This is a genomic window from Cellulomonas sp. zg-ZUI22 (assembly GCF_017353535.1).
Classification (GTDB): Bacteria; Actinomycetota; Actinomycetes; order Actinomycetales; family Cellulomonadaceae; genus Cellulomonas; species Cellulomonas wangleii.
Map to the genome: position 1 here is coordinate 87,790 of NZ_JAFMUZ010000001.1, position 18,866 is coordinate 106,655.

16 protein-coding genes are annotated in these 18,866 nt (G+C 76.1%); 9 read left to right on the plus strand and 7 right to left on the minus strand.

Annotated features, from left to right (window positions below; genetic code table 11):
- Positions 1-24 precede the first annotated feature (24 nt).
- The gene (locus J1G43_RS00460; protein WP_207340197.1) at positions 25-1,080 is read left to right on the plus strand and encodes a LacI family DNA-binding transcriptional regulator; all 1,056 of its coding nucleotides are present in this window, start codon (positions 25-27) and stop codon (positions 1,078-1,080) included.
- Positions 1,077-3,461, plus strand: coding sequence for a beta-glucosidase (locus J1G43_RS00465; protein ID WP_242635179.1), 2,385 nt, complete (start codon positions 1,077-1,079; stop codon positions 3,459-3,461). The genes J1G43_RS00460 and J1G43_RS00465 overlap by 4 nt, the downstream gene beginning before the upstream one ends.
- Positions 3,462-3,522: 61 nt before the next feature.
- On the opposite strand, the gene J1G43_RS00470 is transcribed toward J1G43_RS00465, so the two are convergent.
- Positions 3,523-4,074 (minus strand): NUDIX hydrolase, encoded by a 552-nt coding sequence (locus J1G43_RS00470; RefSeq protein ID WP_207340196.1) that lies wholly within the window; start codon positions 4,072-4,074, stop codon positions 3,523-3,525.
- Between the two features lie 71 nt (positions 4,075-4,145).
- Positions 4,146-4,607, minus strand: coding sequence for a hypothetical protein (locus J1G43_RS00475; protein ID WP_207340195.1), 462 nt, complete (start codon positions 4,605-4,607; stop codon positions 4,146-4,148).
- 234 nt (positions 4,608-4,841) lie between these two features.
- Between J1G43_RS00475 and J1G43_RS00480 the strand changes: the two genes are divergently transcribed.
- From J1G43_RS00480 to J1G43_RS00490, 3 genes are all read left to right on the plus strand, one after another.
- A complete protein-coding gene (locus J1G43_RS00480) occupies positions 4,842-5,069 on the plus strand; it encodes a DUF6458 family protein (RefSeq protein WP_207340194.1) in 228 nt (75 codons plus the stop codon).
- Between the two features lie 187 nt (positions 5,070-5,256).
- Positions 5,257-6,426: a hypothetical protein gene (locus J1G43_RS18815; RefSeq protein WP_242635180.1), complete on the plus strand. Its 1,170-nt coding sequence runs from the start codon at positions 5,257-5,259 to the stop codon at positions 6,424-6,426.
- A 44-nt stretch (positions 6,427-6,470) separates the two neighbouring features.
- Positions 6,471-6,698: a hypothetical protein gene (locus tag J1G43_RS00490; RefSeq protein ID WP_242635520.1), complete on the plus strand. Its 228-nt coding sequence runs from the start codon at positions 6,471-6,473 to the stop codon at positions 6,696-6,698.
- Between the two features lie 233 nt (positions 6,699-6,931).
- Here J1G43_RS00490 and J1G43_RS00495 read toward each other — a convergent pair whose 3' ends face one another.
- Positions 6,932-8,119: a lytic polysaccharide monooxygenase gene (locus tag J1G43_RS00495; RefSeq protein WP_207377727.1), complete on the minus strand. Its 1,188-nt coding sequence runs from the start codon at positions 8,117-8,119 to the stop codon at positions 6,932-6,934.
- Positions 8,120-8,388: 269 nt separating this feature from the next.
- Between J1G43_RS00495 and J1G43_RS00500 the strand changes: the two genes are divergently transcribed.
- Positions 8,389-9,846 carry a diguanylate cyclase gene (locus J1G43_RS00500; RefSeq protein WP_242635254.1) on the plus strand — a complete coding sequence of 486 codons (1,458 nt, stop codon included), beginning with the start codon at positions 8,389-8,391 and terminating at the stop codon, positions 9,844-9,846.
- Positions 9,847-9,969: 123 nt separating this feature from the next.
- Here J1G43_RS00500 and J1G43_RS00505 read toward each other — a convergent pair whose 3' ends face one another.
- The 4 genes from J1G43_RS00505 to J1G43_RS00520 all read right to left on the minus strand — a co-directional run bounded on the left by J1G43_RS00505 (position 9,970) and on the right by J1G43_RS00520 (position 15,418).
- On the minus strand, positions 9,970-11,889 hold the full coding sequence (locus J1G43_RS00505; protein WP_207377729.1) for an NHL domain-containing thioredoxin family protein: 1,920 nt from the start codon (positions 11,887-11,889) through the stop codon (positions 9,970-9,972).
- A 291-nt stretch (positions 11,890-12,180) separates the two neighbouring features.
- Complete coding sequence (locus tag J1G43_RS00510) at positions 12,181-13,269, minus strand: lytic polysaccharide monooxygenase (RefSeq protein ID WP_207369615.1); 1,089 nt, start codon at positions 13,267-13,269, stop codon at positions 12,181-12,183.
- A 224-nt stretch (positions 13,270-13,493) separates the two neighbouring features.
- Positions 13,494-14,522 (minus strand): RNA methyltransferase, encoded by a 1,029-nt coding sequence (locus tag J1G43_RS00515; protein ID WP_307859427.1) that lies wholly within the window; start codon positions 14,520-14,522, stop codon positions 13,494-13,496.
- Positions 14,523-14,812: 290 nt separating this feature from the next.
- Complete coding sequence (locus tag J1G43_RS00520) at positions 14,813-15,418, minus strand: TetR/AcrR family transcriptional regulator (RefSeq protein WP_207340188.1); 606 nt, start codon at positions 15,416-15,418, stop codon at positions 14,813-14,815.
- A 151-nt stretch (positions 15,419-15,569) separates the two neighbouring features.
- Here J1G43_RS00520 and J1G43_RS00525 point away from each other — a divergent pair, with 151 nt between their 5' ends.
- The 3 genes from J1G43_RS00525 (at position 15,570) to J1G43_RS00535 (ending at position 18,844) form a co-directional block, all read left to right on the plus strand.
- Positions 15,570-16,892 carry a GAF domain-containing protein gene (locus tag J1G43_RS00525; protein WP_207340187.1) on the plus strand — a complete coding sequence of 441 codons (1,323 nt, stop codon included), beginning with the start codon at positions 15,570-15,572 and terminating at the stop codon, positions 16,890-16,892.
- 415 nt (positions 16,893-17,307) lie between these two features.
- Entirely contained in the window at positions 17,308-17,868 is a 561-nt protein-coding gene (locus J1G43_RS00530) for a DinB family protein (protein ID WP_207340186.1), read from the plus strand.
- Between the two features lie 73 nt (positions 17,869-17,941).
- Complete coding sequence (locus J1G43_RS00535; protein WP_207340185.1) at positions 17,942-18,844, plus strand: hypothetical protein; 903 nt, start codon at positions 17,942-17,944, stop codon at positions 18,842-18,844.
- Positions 18,845-18,866 lie beyond the last annotated feature (22 nt).

An 18,866-nucleotide genomic window follows, 5' to 3' on the forward strand; every position in this document is an offset into this window, starting at 1 on the left:
GCCTGAACCGTGAAGGGGGGGCACATGCCCGCAACCGCACGACGCCCGACGCTCACCGCCGTCGCCGAGCGCGCCGGCGTGTCGATCGCGACCGTCTCCAAGGTCGTCAACCGGCACACCGACGTGGCACCGGCCACCCGTGAGCGCGTCGAGGCCGCGGTCGCCGAGCTCGGCTACCGCACCCCCGGGGCGCGACACGCCGAAACCCGGCGCACGGTCGAGTTCATGGTCGACAAGCTCGACAGCCCGTACGCGATGGAGGTGCTGCGCGGCGTCACCCTCGCCGCCGAGGAGGTGGACGTCGACGTCACCGTCTCGCGCGTACGGCGCGGCGGGGGCGACCGGCCCGAGCCGCCGTCCAGCTGGACGCGGCGGCTGATCTCGGCACGCCGCACCGGCGCGATCGTCGTGACGGCGCAGGTCACCGACACCACGTACGACAGCATCGCCCGTGCGCGGCTGCCCGTGGTCGTCATCGACCCGCTGCACCTGACGACTCCCGAGCTGGTCTCGGTCGGCTCGACCAACTGGACCGGCGGGCGCACCGCCGGTGAGCACCTGCTGGGCCTGGGGCACACCCGCATCGGCGTCGTCGCGGGCCCCGAGGCGTCCATCAGCGCCGTCGCGCGTGTCGACGGCTTCCGCTCCGCCTGCCAGGCGGCGGGCGTCACCCTGGACCCCGCGCTGGTGCGGCACGTCGCGTTCGACCACGACGCCGCGCTGCGCGCCGCTGACGACCTGCTGCGTCGCGCCGACCCGCCCACCGCCCTCCTGGCCAGCAGCGACGCCCAGGCCCTGGGGGTCCTCGAGGCTGCGCGCCGCCTCGGTCTGGTGGTGCCGCGCGACCTGTCCGTCGTCGGCTACGACGACACCTACGTCGCCGCCTGGACCAACCCGCCGCTGACCACCGTGCACCAGCCGCTGCGGGACATCGGGCGCGTCGCGCTGCGCACGGTCCTGGCCATGGACGCCGGCCGCATGCCCGACTCGCACCACATCGAGCTGGCGACGTCCCTCGTCGTCCGCGACTCCACCGCCCCGCCGGCACAGCCGCCGGCGCCTCGGGAAGGACCACGTTGAGCACGAGCACCACCGGCACCACCGGCACCACCGGCACGACCGGCACCACCACGCACCCGTGGCACGACACGACCCGTCCGACGCCCGAGCGCGTCGAGCTGCTGCTGGCGGCCATGACCCTCGAGGAGAAGCTCGCCCAGCTCGGCAGCCACTGGTTCGACCGGCGCGGCGCGGATGAGGTCGTCGCACCGATGCAGGACACGTTCGGCGCGCGTCGACCCGACTTCGCCACCGCCTCGCGGCACGGGCTGGGCCACCTGACCCGCGTGCTGGGCACCGACCCGGTCCCGGCCGACGAGGGCCGGGCCAAGCTCGCGCGCACGCAGCGCGAGCTCGTCGCGAACCACCGGCTGGGGCTGCCGGCCATCGCCCACGAGGAGTGCCTCACGGGCGTCACGTCGTACGGCGCGACCGTGTACCCGGCGCCGCTGGCGTGGGGCGCCGCGTTCGACCCGGACCTGGTCCACGAGGTCGGCGCGGCCATCGGGCGGGACCTGCGTCGTCTCGGCGTCCACCAGGGCCTCGCCCCGGTGCTCGACGTGGTCCGCGACTACCGCTGGGGCCGCGTCGAGGAGACCGTCGGCGAGGACCCGTACGCCGTGGCGACCATCGCGACCGCGTACGTGCGGGGCATGGAGGAGCAGGGCGTCGTCGCGACGCTCAAGCACTTCGTCGGGTACTCCGCCTCACGCGGCGGACGCAACCACGCGCCGGTGTCCGTCGGACCGCGCGAGCTCGCCGACGTGCTGCTGCCGCCGTTCGAGATGGCGGTGCGCGAGGGCGGCGCCCGCTCGGTCATGAACTCCTACGCCGACCTCGACGGCGAGCCGGTCGCGGCGTCGTCGGCGCTGCTCACCGACCTGCTGCGCGACACGTGGGGCTTCGAGGGCACCGTGGTGTCCGACTACTGGGCGGTCGCGTTCCTGGCCACCGCGCACGGGACGGCCGCCGACGCCGCGGACGCGGGCGCCCGCTCGCTGCGTGCCGGCATGGACGTCGAGCTGCCCAACACCATGTGCTTCGGCCTGCTGGGCCCGCTGGTGGCCGACGGCGGGCTGGACGAGGCGGTCGTCGACCGCGCGGTGCGCCGGGTGCTGCGGCAGAAGGCCGAGCTGGGCCTGCTCGACGCCCCCGCCGCGGACGGCACGCCCCCGGGCGGGGCCCCCGACGACGACCCGATCGACCTGGACGCCCCCGGCAACCGGGACCTCGCGCGGCGCCTGGCCGAGGAGTCGGTGGTGCTGCTGGCCAACCCGGCGGGCGTCCTGCCGCTCGACGGGCGCACGACACGGCGCGTCGCGGTGGTGGGCCCGTCCGCCGCCGACCCCGGCGTGCTGCTCGGGTGCTACTCCTACCCGATCCACGTGCTGCCCCGGCACCCCGAGCTCGGCATGGGCGTGGAGGTCCCGTCGCTGCTGGACGCCCTGCGCGCCGAGCTCGACGGCGTCGAGGTCGTGCACGAGCCCGGGTGCGCCGTGGTCGACGACGACCGCACCGGGTTCGACGCCGCCGTCGCGGCCGCGCGCGACGCCGACGTGGTCCTGCTGACGGTCGGTGACCGCGCCGGCATGTTCGGCCGCGGCACGTCCGGCGAGGGCTGCGACGTGAGCGACCTGCGGCTGCCGGGCGTCCAGCACGACCTGGTCGAGGCCGTCCTGGCCACCGGGACGCCCGTCGTCCTCGTGGTCGTCTCGGGGCGCCCCTACGCGCTGGGCGCGTTCCTCGACCGCGCCGCGGCGGTGGTGCAGGCGTTCATGCCGGGCGAGGAGGGCGCCGGCGCGATCGCCGGGGTGCTCAGCGGCCGCGTCACACCGTCGGGCCGGCTGCCCGTGCAGGTGCCGCGCGACCCGGGCGGCGGCCCGCAGACCTACCTGGGCGCACCGCTGACCCGTCGGCTCGACAAGATCAGCAACCTCGACCCGGGTCCGGCGTTCCCGTTCGGCCACGGGCTGTCGTACACGACGTTCGCGTACGACGACCTGCGCGTCACCTCGTGCGGTGTGCCGACGGACGGCGCGTTCGACGTCGCCGTGACCGTCACCAACACCGGCGAGCGGGCGGGCACCGAGGTCGTGCAGCTCTACCTGTCCGACCCCGTCGCCGACGTCGCGCGGCCCGTCAAGCAGCTCGCCGGGTACGCGCGCGTGCCGCTCGAGCCGGGCGCCGCGGCCCGCGTCACGTTCGCCGTGCCCGCCGACCTGACGTCGTACACGGGCGTGGACCTGCGCCGCGTCGTCGACCCGGGCACGGTCGGCGTGCAGGTGGGCGGCTCCAGCGAGGGCGACGTGCTCAGCGCGCAGGTCGAGCTCACCGGCCCGCGCCGGTACCCCGGTGCGGACCGCGCGCTGCGCAGCACCGCCGTGGTGACCCCGCTGGCCTGAGGACGCCCCGAGCGGCCCGGGGGCGTGCGGTGCGACCGCACCGTGCGCCCCCGGGTCGGTCTCAGGTGAGCCGGCCCAGGTGCAGCGCCGCGAGCGCGACGGCCGTCACCGTCTCCGCGTCCCGCAGCTCACCGCGGCGGATCATCGCCAGCACCTCACCGAACGGCACCGTCCGCACGGCGGTGATCCCCTCCGCGGCCTGCTCGCGCGCGGTCGCAGCCGGCTCGGCCACGGGCGTCAGGCCGCGGGCCACGAACACGTGCTCGACGGCCCGGGCGACGCCGTTGAGGGCGTCGACCTCACCGACGGCCGTCCACTCCCGCGCCGTGAGACCGGCCTCCTCCGCCAGCTCGCGCTGCGCCGCGACCAGCGGCTCCTGACCGTCCGTGCCACCCGCGGGGACCTCCACCGAGCCGGGTCCGACCGTGTACCGGTCCGTGGTCACCAGCACGACCTCGTCGTCGTCGGTCAGCGCGACGACGAACACCGACGGCCGCACCTCGACCACGCCGTACCGCGCGGGCCGGCCGTCGGGTGCGACGACGTCGTCCTCCCGCACCGTGATCCAGGGGTTGCGGTGGACGACGCGCGAGGTGACGGTCTGCCAGGGCATGACGTCACCGTAGGGGACCCGAGGCCGAGGCCCGTGGTCCGGAGGTCGGGCTCCGCGGCCCGACTCCCCGCTCAGCGACCGTGGGCGAGCGTGCGGGCCGTGACCAGCACGAGCGCGTCCTCCACGAGCGCCGCACGCACGTCCGGGCGCAGCACGTCCGGGCCCTGCTCGGCCGCCCACTGCCGCCACGACGCCCCGCCCACCGACCCCGCGAACGCACCCGCTCCGCCCGCGAGCACGGCGACCAGCACGGCACCGGGCCCCCGGCGGTCGACGACCGCCAGCGCGGCGGCCCCGGTCGCGCCGGCGACGATGCGCCCGCCGATCTGCACGGGCACCAGGCGGCTGGGGGTGGCCGGGAGCTTGTCGGTGACCATCTCGCCGAGCACGGCGACGGTGGTCAGGCCGCGCAGCGCGCGTGCCGCCGGGCCGTGGTGACCGCGCGTGGCGGCGTGCACGGGGACGGCGACGGCGACCGCGGAACGACCGCCCGCCGCGAGACCGAGAGCGACGGACCGCACGAGAACACCCATGGGACGTGTCTACCGGGACCGCGGTGCACCGGCATCTCGGCGGCGTGCGGCGGGACCGTCCCCACCGGGCCCCGGCGCACCCGGGGCCGCTGGGGGCGCCCGTCCGGGCGAGCTCCTGCAGGACACCCGTCCGGGTCGCGTCGGGCGTTCGACGTGCGGGACCCGCCCGACGGCACCAGACTCGCCTGCCAGGCGGGCCACCGTGGTCCGCACCGGGCACGACGAAGGAGCGACATGGGCATCGGTGGCGGTATCGCACTCCTGGTGATCGGGGCGATCCTCTCGTTCGGGGTCTCCGACCGGATCGAGGGCATCGACCTCACGGTCATCGGGTACATCTGCATGGGTGCCGGCGCCCTCGCGCTGATCCTGGCGGTGGCGCTCAACTCCCAGCGCACCAACACGACCCACCGGCAGGTCGTCGAGCACCGCGAGGAGCCCCCGCTCCCCCCGACGGCCTGACGGCCTGACGCAGCACCGCGAGCCACGCCCCGTCCGGTCCACCCGGGCGGGGCGTCGGCGTGCGTGCACCCGTGCTGCGTCCGTGCTGCGGGCACGAGGGGCGCATGTCGGACCACCCGGACACAATGGGCGCCCGCCCGCAGCCGTACCGCGGGCGTCAGCAGGGGGCGACGACGGAGGGGACCGCATGGACCGGGACGAGGCACGGCAGGCCAAGGCGCACGCCCTGACGGTGGCACGCGAGCTGATCGCGAAGGACGCCCGGGCGTCGACCAGCGGGGTGCACGTGGCCCCGCTGTCCGTCGGCCTCGCGGCGCGCGGCGACGGCCGGTACGGTGTCGCGCTGCGCTACCGGCTGGACGTGCCGGGGGTCCGCGAGCTCGCGCGCCGCGTCGCCGACGAGGTCGGCCAGGTGGGCACCACCGTCGACGTGCGGCGCACCGGCCGCATCCGTCCGCTGGGGGACACCCCCGGGAGCGGGGACACGGACGGCACCGAGAGCTCACCCGGCAGCGGTGTCGGCAGCGGCGTCGGCACCGAGCCCGGCGTGACCCTGGGCACCGGCCCGGGGACGGACCTCGGCGGCACCCGGATCGGGACCGACCTGGGTGCGGCCACCGGCGGGGACGCACCCGCCGTGCCGGGTCCCCGACCGCCTGTGGTCACGGCGCAGGCGCTCGGCGAGACCGGCCGCGTGCGCCCGCTGCGCCCGGGGGTGTCCATCGCGCACGTCGACGTCACGGCGGGCACTCTCGGGGCGTTCGTGCTGGTCGGGGGCGTGGTGCACGCGCTGTCGAACTACCACGTGCTCGCGGGCTCGCCGGCGGCCCGCCCGGGTGACACGGTCCTGCAGCCCGGCCCGGCGGACGGTGGCCGGCCGCCCGGCGACCGCGTCGGGACGCTCGCGCGCGCCGTCCCGCTCACGGCGGGGTGCACCGCGGTGGTCGACGCGGCCGTCGCCCTGCTCGACGAGCAGGACGTCGACCCCACCTACCCGGTGGGTCGCATCACCCGCACGGCCCGGGCGCTCGGCGGGGAGACCGTCGGCAAGATCGGGCGGACCACGGCCGTCACGACCGGTGTGGTCACGGCGATCGAGCTCGACGACGTGGTCGTCGGCTACGGCGAGGAGCTGGGCAACCTGCGGTTCGACGACCAGATCGAGATCGAGGGCGCCGGACGCCTGCCGTTCTCCCGCGGGGGCGACTCCGGCTCGCTGGTCTACCGCCAGGACGGGGTCGCCCTGGGACTGCTCTTTGCCGGGTCGGAGACCGGGGGTGACAATGGTCGCGGGTTGACGTACGTCAACCCGATCGATGCCGTCCTCGAGGCGCTCGACGCGACCCTGCTCGCCTGATGCAGGCCGCGGGCCGCGCGCCCGACCGGCGCGGGAGGTGTGCAGTGGCCGACCTCGACGAGGCCCGCCGGGCCAAGGACGAGATCAAGGCCGCCCTGGCCGGCCGGGACGGGGTGGCGGCGGTCGGGATCGCCCCCGAGGCGGACGGCTACGGCGTCCTGGTCCGCGTCCTGGGGGACGACGCGTCCGCCAGACGGCTGGGCGTGCCGTCGAGCGTGCACGGCGTGAGCGTGCACGTCCGCGCGACGGGGCCGGTCACGGCGCGGCGCTGACGCCCGCGGGACCACGTCCTCGGGCGGACCGGTCGGAGGGAACGCGCACGCCCGACCCAGGGACGGGGCCTGCCCGGCACGGGGTGACGCGCCGCGACCGCGCCGGGCCGGAGCGCCGTCCGGCGCCGGGGGGTCCGCAGCGCGACGACGCGCCCGCACCCCGGAGGGTGCGGACGCGTCGGTGTCGCAGCCCGGCCGACGGTCGTCGGTCGGACGGTGTCAGCGGACGGTCGTCAGCGGACGATGCACGGGTTGCCGTTCAGCGTCGCGTCGCTCACGGCCTGGGGCGTCCCGGAGCCGATGAACCCGAACGACACCGCGTTGTGGTGACCGATCGTCGAGTTCCAGGCCACGTTGCGCGCCGTCACCGTCGAGCCGGACTGCGTGGTCGTGGAGCTCCACGCCTGCTGGACGGTCTCCCCGTTGGTGAACTCCCAGCTCACCTCCCAGCCGTCGACCTGCTCCATCGTGGCGTTGAAGACCGTCACGTTGCCCTGGAACCCGCCCTGCCAGGCGTTGGTGACGTCCACCTCGACCTCGCACACCGAGTCCGCGGGGACCGTCGGCGTGGGGGTCACGGACGGCGTGGGGGTGGGGGTCGGCGTCACGGACGGCGTGGGGGTGGGGGTCGGCGTCACGGACGGCGTCGGCGTCGGGGTCCGGGTGGGGGTCGGCGTCGGGCTCGGCGTCGGGGTCCGCGTGGCCGTGGGCGTGGGGGTGGGGATCGAGCCGCCGCCGCCGAAGTCGACGTCCACGCAGTTGTAGAACGACTCCGGGCTGTCGGTGCGCTCCCAGATGTTGAACAGGACGTGCTTGCCGCTCTTGTTCGACGGCAGCTTCACGTTCCACCAGTACTCGGGGCCGGCGGGGCCGCCCTCGCGCAGCGGCGGGTCCTGGACCCGGTCGAACGGCGCGGGCTCGAGGTCGTCCCACCCGATCGGCTCGTTCTGGTTCCAGCCGTCCTTGGTGATCCAGGTGGTGAAGTACCCGGGGTGCCGCGCGACGGCCGCGTACTGGAACGTCATGGTCTGGCCGGGCGTCACGCGCGTCGTCGGCCAGGCCGAGGACGGGGTGTTGTACGCGGCGAACCGGGAGTCCGGGCCGCAGACCTTGCCGTCGGCGATGGTCTCGTGGCGGCCGTCGATGGTCCCGAGCAGGTTGCCGAACCAGTTGTAGAACGAGTAGTTGCTGTCGTTGAAGGCGTTGACGCAGGCGGGGTTCGTGGGCTTCATGTTGCCCGCCTCGCCTGCGGCCTGACCGCCGGCCAGGCCGTCGGTGTAGCAGACGTAGGTCCGCGTCGGCGGGTTGGTCAGTCCGCCGTGCGCCTGTGCGGCGGTCGGCACGGCGACGAGCGCCGCGGCCACGAGCGCGGTGGCGGCCGTACCCCCGAGCACGCGGCGTGTGGACAGGGTGCGGGGCATGGAGGTCCCTCTCACGCGAGCGGCGTAGGTCGCCGCGGGGGGCGGGCACCGAACGGTGCGGTGTGGCGTTCAGGGTGCGGACCCGCGGCCGGGGCGACAACCCTCTGAAACGTTTCCAGCACGTGGGACACTCGTCCCACGGCTGCCCGTGCCCCTCGAGGACGTCGCGGCGGCGCCGCCTCCCGGCGAGGGGGGACGACGGCGCGGACGAGTGATCTCACGGACCTCTCACGGACCGTGCTCGGCGGAAGGGGGGCGCAGGCCCGATGATGGGCTCCGTGACGCGTAGGGCCGCGACGGCGAAGGGTGCGCACCGGGGTGGCCTGTCGGCCGCCGACCTCGGTGGCGTGCGTGGCCTCGCCGTGGCCGCGCACCGGTTCGACGCCTGCCGCCGGGTCGAGGAGGTCGTCGAGGCGGCCGCCCAGGCTGCCGTCGACGTGCTGGGTGCCGACGCCTGCGCGGTCGCCCGGATCACCCAGGAGACCAGCCGCGTCGTCCACCTCGACCCCCCGAGCAACGACCCGCGCTGGCACCAGTTCCTCAGCACCACCTACCGGGCCGACGACCGTCCGGCGCTGCGCGCCCTGCTGCGCAACCGCGAGAGCTGGGTGGCCCACGCGTTCGACGCGCACGGTCGCTCCGTGCGCCCCGGTGACACGTCGGCGGGCGACCGCGTCGAGGTCGAGATGCTGCGGGAGGTCGGCGCCGCGTCCGCCCTGACCGCGCCGGTCGTCGTCAACGACGCCGTGTGGGGCCAGATCACGGTCGTCCGTGACTTCGACTCCCCGCTCTTCCACGTCGACGACGTGGCGACCGCCGAGGTGCTGGCCGCGCTCGCCGCCGGGGCGATCGCCCGGGTGGACCTCGAGCAGCAGATGCGCCACATCGTCGCCGACGACCCGCTGACCGGTCTGGCCAACCGGCGCACGGCCGACCAGGCCGCCGAGGCGGCGCTGGCGTCGGGGCGCGAGACGTGCGTGGTCATGTGCGACGTGGACGGCCTCAAGCGCGTCAACGACGAGCTGGGGCACGACGCGGGCGACGACCTGCTGCGGGCCGTGGCCGACGTCCTGCGGCGCGCCGCCGACGCGATCCCGGGCGCCACCGCCGCGCGGATCGGCGGGGACGAGTTCTGCCTGGTCACGGTCTCCCAGCCGCGCGAGGTGGTCGCGACGGCCATGGCCACCACGGTGGCGAAGTTCCCGCTGCCGCACGGCGCCGCGATCTCCTACGGGGTCGCGTCGACGGCCGTCATGGGCTCGGTCGAGGCCCGGCACCTCTTCCGGCGCGCCGACCAGGCGCAGTACCAGGCCAAGCGACGCCGGGCACGGGCCCGCGCCCGCACCACCCCGCCCATCTCCGACCCGGTGCAGGCCGTCGAGCGGCTCACCGCCGGCGGCGCCGTGGCGATCGGCGCCGCGGCCCCGGCAGTGGTCCCGCGACTCTGCGCGTTCGCGGCGGCGGCGACCGAGACGCTGGGCGGCGACTCGTGGGCCGTCCGCGAGCGCATGCCCGGGTCGCAGAGGTTCACGACCGTCGCCCGCGGCGGCAGCCCCGCCGACGCGTCCGAGACGCGCCTGCTGACGGTCGAGCGCGACGAGTGGGTCGTCGAGGTGGCGGTCGCCGCCGCGGCGTCGACCGGCCGGCAGGTGCAGACGGCGCTGCGCGCGCTCGTCGCGATCGCCGTCGACGGCGCCGGCACGCCCGAGAGCGTCGGCACGGACTGAGACCCCGCGCGCCTGGGGCCGCGCCGTCGGAACCGCGCCGTCGGAACCGCGTCGTCGGAGCCGTGACCTGCCTCGGCAGGGTCAGCCGTGCGGCCGTGGCCGCGGGGTCGGCCGTGCAGCCGTTCAGCCGTGCAGCGGCAGGGTCAGCGACTCCGGGGCGCCCGCCACCACGCGCACGGGCACACCCCAGTCCTGGGCGGCCAGGTGGCAGGCCGGGTGCTCGATCGCCGGGTCGGCGTCGCAGCTCGCGGCGCGGGCGGTCACGTGCAGGACGCCCTCGCCGACCGCCGGGTCGAGGCGCAGCGTGCGGGTGAGCGCGACGTCGTCCCCGCCGCCGTCGAGCAGCAGCGCGGGCGGCGTGGCCGAGACCTGCAGCGACGTCGACGGGCCCCAGCGGTCGTCGAGCTTCTGCCCGGCTGCCGGGTGGAACACCACCTCGAGCGCGACGTCCGCGCCGATCTCGGTCACCGGGCGCTGCGTGCGGTGCGCGCCGCCGTCGACCTGCGTGCCCGCACCGGCGGGCAGCGGCACGCGCGTGAGGCGGTGGGCCGCGGACTCGACGACGAGCACGTGGTCGGTGTCGCCCGCGGGCAGGACGAGCCCGCTGGGCTCGGCGAGGTCGGTCGCGAGCGTGGTCACGGTGCCCGGAGCGTCCCCCTCGCCCGGCTCCCACCGCCGCAGCGCGCCGTTGTAGGTGTCGGCGACCAGCACGGAGCCGTCCGGCAGCGCCGCGACACCCAGCGGGTGCTGGAGGAGCGCCTGGTCGGCCGCCCCGTCGCGGTGGCCGAAGTCGAACAGGCCCGTCCCGACGACGGACGTGGCCGACGCGTCCGCCGGGTCGACCCAGCGCAGCGCGGACGTCTCGGCGTCGGCGAGCCAGATGCGGCCGGCGGCGTCGACCGACAGCCCCGACGGCTGCGCGAACCACGCCTGCGCCGGCGCGCCGTCCACGAGCCCCTCGTTCATCGTGCCGGCGAGGCGCGTGATCGACCCCTGCTCCGGGTCGAAGGACCACAGCGTGTGGTTGCCGGCCATGGCGACGACGAAGGCGGCCAGCGGCTGCGACCACGTGACGTCCCACGGGGAGGACAGCTTGACCTGCCGCGCCGGCCACCGGTCGCCGACGCCCTGCTCGGCCGGGTGCGCGGGGCCGCCCTCGAACGGTGCGACGTTGTCGACCGCTCCGACCATGTACTGCTCGCCGGTGCCGGCGACGGTCGTGACGTGCCCGTCGGCGAGGCGCACGCCGCGCAGCGCGTGGTTGACGGTGTCGGCGACGAGCACGTCGTAGCCCAGCCGCTCACGCAGCTCGCCCGGCACGAGGCACAGGCCGTTGGGCTCGCTGAAGCGCGCCCCGTCCGGCCCGCCGTCGACGAGCCCGCGCTCGCCGGACCCGATGCGCCGCACGAGCGTCTCGCCGTCCGCCGCGACCTCGGTGAGCGCGTGGTGCCCGGCGTCGGCGACGAGGAACGTGCCGCCCGGCAGCTCGAGCGCCTTGGCGGGGAACCGCAGCGTCGTCGGCTGCGGCGTCGGCGCGACGTACGGGCCGTCGCCGCGGTGCAGCGTGCCCTTCGCCTCGTGCTCGGAGACCAGCTCGCGCACCAGCGTCTCGACGGCGTGCGCGTGCCCCTCGCCGGCCATCTGCGCGACGACGTACCCCTCGGGGTCGATGACGACGAGCGTCGGCCACGCCCGCGCTGTGAACGCCTGCCACGTCACCAGGTCCGGGTCGTCGAGCACCGGGTGGTGCACCTCGTACCGCTCGACGGCGGCCGCGAGCGCCACGGGGTCGGCCTCGTGCACGAACTTGGGCGAGTGCACGCCGATGATCACCAGCACGTCGCGGTGCCGCTGCTCGATCTCCCGCAGCTCGTCCAGGACGTGCAGGCAGTTGATGCAGCAGAACGTCCAGAAGTCGAGGACGACGACCTTGCCGCGCAGGTCGGCGAGGGTCACGTCCTTGCCCCCGGTGTTGAGCCAGCCGCGTCCGACCAGCTCGGACGCGCGCACACGGGGCAGACGGGGGGCAGCGGTCGACGTCACGCGCACATCCTCCCCGACGCGCACCGGCGCGCAAGGCACCCGCCACCAGCTGGTCACCGGCCCGCCCGACGCACCCGCAGACCACTGGGGAAGCACGTCGACCCCCTGTCGACCGTCCCCCACCGACCGGTGGTCGTCCAGGGAGCCCGACAGCCCGTCGGCCGACCCCGGACGTGCGACGGCCGGGCGCAGCCGGAGGGGTGGCTGTGCCCGGCCGTCAGGCCGTGCCGCCCGCGGGTCGTGCCCCCGCGGGGTCGTGCTGCCGCCGGCGCGTGCCGGCGGGGGGATGCGTCAGGCCGTCGTGCAGGTAGCCGTCAGCGAGCCGGGGGCGCCCGAGGCGATGAAGCCGGCCGTGGTGCTGGCGCCGGCGCTCAGGGAGCCGTTCCAGTCGGCGTTCGTCAGGACGCCGCCGCTGTGCGTGCTGCTCCACGCCTGCGTGATCGTCGCGCCGCCGACCGTGACCTTCCAGCCGCTGATCGCGGCCGAACCGGCGGTCACGACGACCTCACCCTGCCAGCCGCCCGACCACGTGTTGGCCGCCTTGACCGTGGCCGTGCACGCCCCGCCGGGTGCCGTGGTGGGCGCGGGGGTGACGGACGGCGTCGGGGTCGGCGTGACCGACGGGGTCGGCGTGGGCGTCACGGACGGGGTCGGCGTGGGCGTCACCGACGGGGTCGGCGTGGGCGTCGGGCCGGGGTTGCCGCCGCCACCACCGATGTTGATGTCCGAGCACAGGTAGTACGGCTGGTCGAGGTGGCTGGCCTGCCAGATGGTGAACAGGACGGCGCGGCCGGAGCGGCCCGCCAGGTTCACGTCGGTCTGGTACAGGCCCGTGGTGCCGTAGCGCCCGGTCTCCTTGACGAGGTCGAGGTCGTCCCAGCCGAGCGCCTCCGTCGTCGGGTCGAAGCCCGCCTTCGAGACGTAGATGCGCATGTAGTCCGCGCCGTGCTTGGCACCGTCGGTGAGCGTCAGCGTGAACGACGTGGGGACGTTCGTCATCGTCCAGGGGCCCGGGGTGTCGAGCGACGCGTACAGACCGTTCTGCGTCTTGCCGCCGGAGCAGAGCTGGCCGTTGGGGATCACGGCCTCGTGCCGGCCGGCGACGCCCTCACGGTACAGACCGTTCCAGTTCCACATGGTGTTGGGGTTGGCCTGGAACGCCTGCCAGCACATGGGGTCCTGCTGCGCCATGGCCGGGTTGAGGTGGTCGTCGCCCCACCGGTCGTAGCAGCTGTAGTTGCGGGACGCCGGGTCGGTGACCGACCCGTGGGCGGACGCGGACGTGGCGACGAGGCCGGTGGCCGCGACCGCCAGGGGGACGGCGAGGGCGAGCCGGGCGAGCCGGCCGAACCGGCTGCTGCTCCGGGTGAGGATGGACATGCATGTCTCCTGGGGGGTCGGTGACGACGGAGCCCCGTCCGCGCTCGCCCGGGCGGATCGCAACGATGCGATCCGAGGACGACAGGGCGCCACGAGGGCTCGACCACCGTGCGGCCTCACCCTGCGCAGCGCGAGAGTGCTAAGCGTTTCAGCAGGACGTGCGTCCCAGGCGAGGGCAGCGCCGACGGCCCGGCGACCCCGTCACCGGGGCCGCCGCGACCCGGTCACCGACGGTCGAGGACGTGGATGCGGGGATGGTGTCCCTTGGCGTAGACACGCGTCACCGAGCGCGGCGTCCACAGGTCCGGGGCCTCGCGCACCACCCGGTCCATCACCTTGACCTCGTGCGTCAGCACCACCAGCCGGGCACCGGGCGCGCTCACGGCGTGCGCGGCCCGCAGGAGGCCCGCGTGGAGCCGGGGGGCGTCGGCGTGGGAGCCGTGCAGCGTGCCCCACGGCGGGTCGGCCAGGACCACGTCGGCCGCACCGCCGAGCGGCTCGCCGACGACGTCCAGCAGCGCCGCCGCGTCCGTGGCGTCGGCCCGCAGCAGGACCGGACGGGGCGGGCGCGTCAGCAGCCGCGCCGCCTCGAGGTTGGCGCGCGCGGCGTCGAGCGCCGCCGGGTCGAGGTCGACGGCCGCCGCCGCCGCCGCCGGACCGACGAGCAGCCGCTCGACCAGCAGCGTGCCCGAGCCCGCCATCAGGTTCAGGACCCGGTCCTGGTCGTGCACACCGGCCAGGCGCGCGACAGCCGCCGCGATCGTCGCGTTGGCCGCCCCGGGGAAGTCGGCGACGCGCCACGTGCGCGCGGACAGCGGACGGGGACCGACACGGACCAGCACGTCCCACCCCGGGTCGACGTCGCCCCGCCGCGGCCCGCGACGCACGCGCACCACCAGGTCGCCCGCCTCCGGGTCGTGCCGCAGCCCGGTCGCCTCGTGCAGCAGACCCGCGAGCCGCGCGAAGACCGCGGAGTCCGCACCGGCCGCCTCGAACCGGAAGGTCGACGAGCCGGCGACACGCAGCGACGCGTACACGGCGTCGACGATCCGGGTCAGGTGCTCGGGGCTGGTGAAGGACCGGGGACGCGGCACGTCGAGGTGCACGACGACCCACGCGGCGACCGCGGTGCGCAGCGCGGTCACCGCGGCGAGCGGTCCGGGCAGGCCCAGTGCGAGGGCGTCGTCCCGGTCCGGGACGTCGCGCAGACCGCGGGCGCCGGGCAGCGCCTCGGCGACCTCGGCGGCGAGCACGTCCCGCAGGCCGGGCAGGTAGGTGAGCTCGACCGACGTCAGCGGCTCGCGTGCCGGGGCCGCGCCGCGCGCGGGACGACGGTCCCCGTACGGCCCGCGGTCCCCGCGACCGGTGGCGCGACCGCCACGACCGGTGCCGGAACGGCTCGCGCCGGGACGCCCGGTGCCGGCGCGCGCTCCCCCACCGTCCCGACCGGCAGCACCGCGCCCGCCGCCACCGTCCCGGGCTGCCCCGGCACCACCGCGTCCGGCCGCGTCACGCCCCCCGGCGCGGCGGCCCCGCTGCCCGCTCAGACCGGCACCGCGGCGCGCGCACCGACGGCGCGCAGCACGAACGCCTCGGTCTGCGCGATCGCGTGCTCGCGCTCCGGCCCGCCGTCGGGCAGGCCCCGGCCGGTCAGGCACGCGTTGACGAGCGGGACGGTCGTGTCGAGGTCCTGGTCCGGGAACGCGCCGGAGGCGATGCCGGCGGCGAGGATGCGGCGCAGGATCTGCTCGACCACGAGGACGTGCTCGCGCACGCGCTGCTGGGCGCCGCGCGAGAGCACGGAACGCAGCTCCGGCCCGGGGGCGACGTGGTAGACCCGCGTCAGCGAGGCCTGGGCCCGCACGTAGGCGCGCAGCTGGTCCACGGGGTCGTCGATGTCGTCGAGGGACGCCTGCAGGCCGGCCGCGTACTGCTCGGTCTCGTGGGTGATGAAACCGAGGAGCAGCGCCTCCTTGTCGGGGAAGTGGTTGTAGACGGCGGTCCGTCCCACGCCCGCCGCGGCGGCGATGTCGGCCAGGGTGATCGCGTCGAAGCCCCGCTCGTTCATGAGCGTCGACAGTGCCTCGAACAGCCGGCGGCGTGTCTGCTCGCGGTGCTCGTGCAGCGAGGCCCCGATGATCTTCGGCATGCTGACATCCTGACACATCCTGTCAGGAAGACCGTCCGGGAAGAGGGGTGACACGGGCCAAAGTGTGACATTGCTCACGACGGTTCGTCGCTTTCGCCTACAATGCCTCAGCGTCACCTGGACGACCCCGCCCGACGAGAGCCCGAACGCGATGAGCCGACACGCCCACCACCCGCAGGAGGGCCCTCCTGCGGGTCGCGCGCGCGCCACGGCCGTGCCGGGTCCCATCCCCGCGGAGCGTCCCGGGGACTGGCACCTCGACGAGCACGGCACGCGCCGCGTCTCGGTGGTGCGGGCGGCCCACGAGCGGTTCGTGGTCTCCGGCGACGACCCCGGCCGCCAGGTGCGGCCGGTCGTGGCCGACTCCTGGCGCCGCAGCCGTCGCGTGGGCGTCGACCCGGAGCTGCCGACGCCACCCGTCGACGTCGCGGGGTCCGACCTGGCCGAGCTGCGCAGCACCCACCCCCTGTCGGGTGCGGTGCCCACGGTGCGTCGGCTGCTGGTGGAGCCCGGCCCGGACTGGGTCGCCGCCCTGAGCGACGAGTCGGGCCGGCTGCTGTGGGTCGACGGCGACCGTGCGGTGCGCCGCGAGCTCGACGGCGTCGGGTTCGTCGAGGGCGCCGCGTGGCGGGAGGACGCCGTGGGCACCAACGCGCTCGGCACCGCGCTGGCCACCCGGCGGCCGCTGCAGGTGCTGGGCACCGAGCACTGGGCCCGCGTCGTGCACCCGTGGAGCTGCGCCGCGGTGCCGGTGCACGACCCGGAGGGGCGGCTGCTGGGAGTGCTGGACGTCACGGGCCGCGACGACGCCGCCTCGTGGATGGCCCTGGCGCTCGTGCGCGCGACGGTCGCGGCCGTGGAGGCCACGCTCACCGCCGGCGCGGGCGCACCGCCCGGCGCACGCCTGGCCGTGCTCGGCACCCAGGGCGGCACGCTGCACACGCCCGCGGGCCGCCGCCGCCTGACCTGCCGCCACGCGGAGATCCTCCTGCTGCTCGCCGAGCACCCCGCCGGGCTGCGCGGGGACGAGCTGGCGGTGCTGCTGTCGGAGTCCGAGCTGTCCGAGGTCACGGTGCGCGCCGAGATCTCGCGACTGCGGCGCCTGGTCGGGCCGCTGCTGTCCGAGTCCCGGCCCTACCGGCTCACCGCGCCGCTGCGTACCGACGTCGACGCCGTACGGGACGCGCTCGCGATCGGGGACGTCGCGGGCGCCCTGAGCGCCTACGCCGGCTCGGTGCTGCCGCGGTCCACCGCGCCGGGCGTCGAGCGCGTGCGGGCGACGGTGCAGGACGAGGTGCGCGCCGCCACGCTCGCGTCGGGCGACCCGGGTCTCGTCGCGCGCTGGACGGCGAGCGACCCCGGCGCGGACGACTGGGAGGCGTGGCAGACGCTCGCGCGCGTGGCGCCCATCGGGTCGGCGGCCCACCTGCGCGCCCACACCCGCCTCGCGCAGCTCAACCGCACCCTGCGCTGAGCACGGCGCCCGCCGCCGACCCGCCCGGCGCCGCGCCCCGCAGCCACGCACGACGGATTTCGTCGTCGTCCCGCGTCACGACCCCCTCACAGCGCCGTCGAAGCGGTTGTGAGATCGGGTGCACCGATCCCCGGCGCACCCCCGCTGACGAGCGGGTCCGCCCCCTGCCGGGTCGTCGTGGCGCGCGCCGTGACGGATCTCGTCGTGCAACGGTCGTGCAACGGTCGTCCGGCTAACGTCGGCGCCGGTGGCATCGACGGCGACGCCTCTCGTGGGAGCCCGTCGCCCCCGATGCCCGGTCGGGCGGCGCGCGGGAGGGGGCGCGTCGCCCGACCATCACCGGTCGGGACGACGGGCATCCACGTGACGAACCGGGCGGTTCCCACCCTCGTGGGGTGCCGCTAGCGTGGCGGTCGTGGACACCGACCACCATCCCGAGCCCGGCACGACCCTGCCGCCCGCGATCGCGCCGGACGGCAAGGACTGGACCTGGGTGCTGCGCGAGCGGTGCCCGGAGTGCGGGTTCGCCGCCTCCGACGTCGAGCCCGCGGGCATCGGCGGCACGGTCCGCGACCTCGTGCCGCGGTGGGTCTCCGCGCTGCACCGCGACGACGCGCACGTGCGACCCGCGGCGGACGTGTGGTCGCCGCTGGAGTACGGCGCCCACGTGCGGGACGTCATGCGGCTGTTCGGCGAGCGGGTGCAGCTGATGCTCGACCACGACGACCCGCCGTTCGACAACTGGGACCAGGACGCGACGGCGCTCGACGACCGCTACGACCTGCAGGACCCCGTGGTCGTGGCCGAGGAGCTCGCCGCCGCCGCCGCGGTGACGGCCGACCGGTTCGACGCGGTCGGCGGTGACGCGTGGGAGCGCACCGGCCGGCGCAGCAACGGGTCGGAGTTCACCGTCCGCACGCTCGGCCAGTACTTCCTGCACGACGTCGTGCACCACCTGCACGACGTGCGCGCCTGACCCCTCGCCGCGGGATCCCCGGGCGGGCGACCGCCGAAACACGCCTGCAGCATTCGCCCGCTACTGTCCGGCCATGACCGGACCGTCCGCGGTTCTCGCGGCCCTCGACGGCAGCCACGTCCTCGCGGTCCCCCGGGGCACGGACCTCCTGCCACTGGCCCGCGCCTGGTTCCCCTCGGCGCTCTGGGCGCGCGAGCCGGTCTCCGCGGCGCAGGCGGCCGCCGCCCGGCCGATGACCGGTGCGCGGTTCCGCGGCATCGCGGTCGCACCCGTCCGCACGGCCGGCGCCCTGAGCCTGGACGGCTCGGTCGAGGTCGTCGGCCCGTACCCCGTCGACGCGGCCGAGGCACGGGCGCTCACCCTGCCGCCGCAGGACAGCGACCTCTACGCGCTGCCGGCGTCCCCCGTGCCCGGGGCGACGCTCCCGCCCGACCTGGTGACGGGCTGGGCCACGGCGGTGGCGCGGCGCACCGCCGGCGGCATCCTGCCCGCGGCGCGCGACCGCACCGTGGTGCCCGACCCGGCGTCCGCCGTGGACCTGACGCTGTGGTCCGCCGTGCCGCTGAGCACCGCGGACGTCCTGCCCCTGGTGCGGCCCGCACTGGCGGGCAGCCGGCTCACGCCGCCGGCGCCGGGTGGTGCCGGCGAGGGCTTCGCGCTGACCGCCACCTACGAGTACGACGGCACGCTGCAGCTCGGCTGCTCACGCTCCCGGGACGTCCCCGTCGTGCTGTCGACGCTCGACTGGCGCGAGCACGGCCCGTGGGCGTACCGCGTGACGTGGCAGCCGCACGACCCGCACGAGCTGGACCAGGCGCACCCCTCGCCGCTGCACGTCATCGCCCGGCAGCGCGTCACGCCGAGCATCGCGCGCGTCGTGGCGACGCTGTGGCGGGCAGCCGGCGGCACGGTCGTCGACGCCGGCGGGTTCGTGGTCCCGCACGAGGAGCTCGACGCGCGCGCTCGGGCACGCTGACCGGCGGTCCGGGACCAGCGTC

Excerpts from the sequence above, each read along its gene's own strand:
- J1G43_RS00525 (WP_207340187.1), top strand. The coding sequence starts at position 15,570 with ATGAGCCGACACGCCCACCACCCGCAGGAGGGCCCTCCTGCGGGTCGC.
- J1G43_RS00495 (WP_207377727.1), bottom strand. The coding sequence starts at position 8,119 with ATGCCCCGCACCCTGTCCACACGCCGCGTGCTCGGGGGTACGGCCGCC.
- J1G43_RS00535 (WP_207340185.1), top strand. The coding sequence starts at position 17,942 with ATGACCGGACCGTCCGCGGTTCTCGCGGCCCTCGACGGCAGCCACGTC.
- J1G43_RS00460 (WP_207340197.1), top strand. The coding sequence starts at position 25 with ATGCCCGCAACCGCACGACGCCCGACGCTCACCGCCGTCGCCGAGCGC.
- J1G43_RS18815 (WP_242635180.1), top strand. The coding sequence starts at position 5,257 with ATGGACCGGGACGAGGCACGGCAGGCCAAGGCGCACGCCCTGACGGTG.
- J1G43_RS00500 (WP_242635254.1), top strand. The coding sequence starts at position 8,389 with ATGGGCTCCGTGACGCGTAGGGCCGCGACGGCGAAGGGTGCGCACCGG.
- J1G43_RS00520 (WP_207340188.1), bottom strand. The coding sequence starts at position 15,418 with ATGCCGAAGATCATCGGGGCCTCGCTGCACGAGCACCGCGAGCAGACA.
- J1G43_RS00510 (WP_207369615.1), bottom strand. The coding sequence starts at position 13,269 with ATGTCCATCCTCACCCGGAGCAGCAGCCGGTTCGGCCGGCTCGCCCGG.
- J1G43_RS00470 (WP_207340196.1), bottom strand. The coding sequence starts at position 4,074 with ATGCCCTGGCAGACCGTCACCTCGCGCGTCGTCCACCGCAACCCCTGG.
- J1G43_RS00480 (WP_207340194.1), top strand. The coding sequence starts at position 4,842 with ATGGGCATCGGTGGCGGTATCGCACTCCTGGTGATCGGGGCGATCCTC.
- J1G43_RS00475 (WP_207340195.1), bottom strand. The coding sequence starts at position 4,607 with ATGGGTGTTCTCGTGCGGTCCGTCGCTCTCGGTCTCGCGGCGGGCGGT.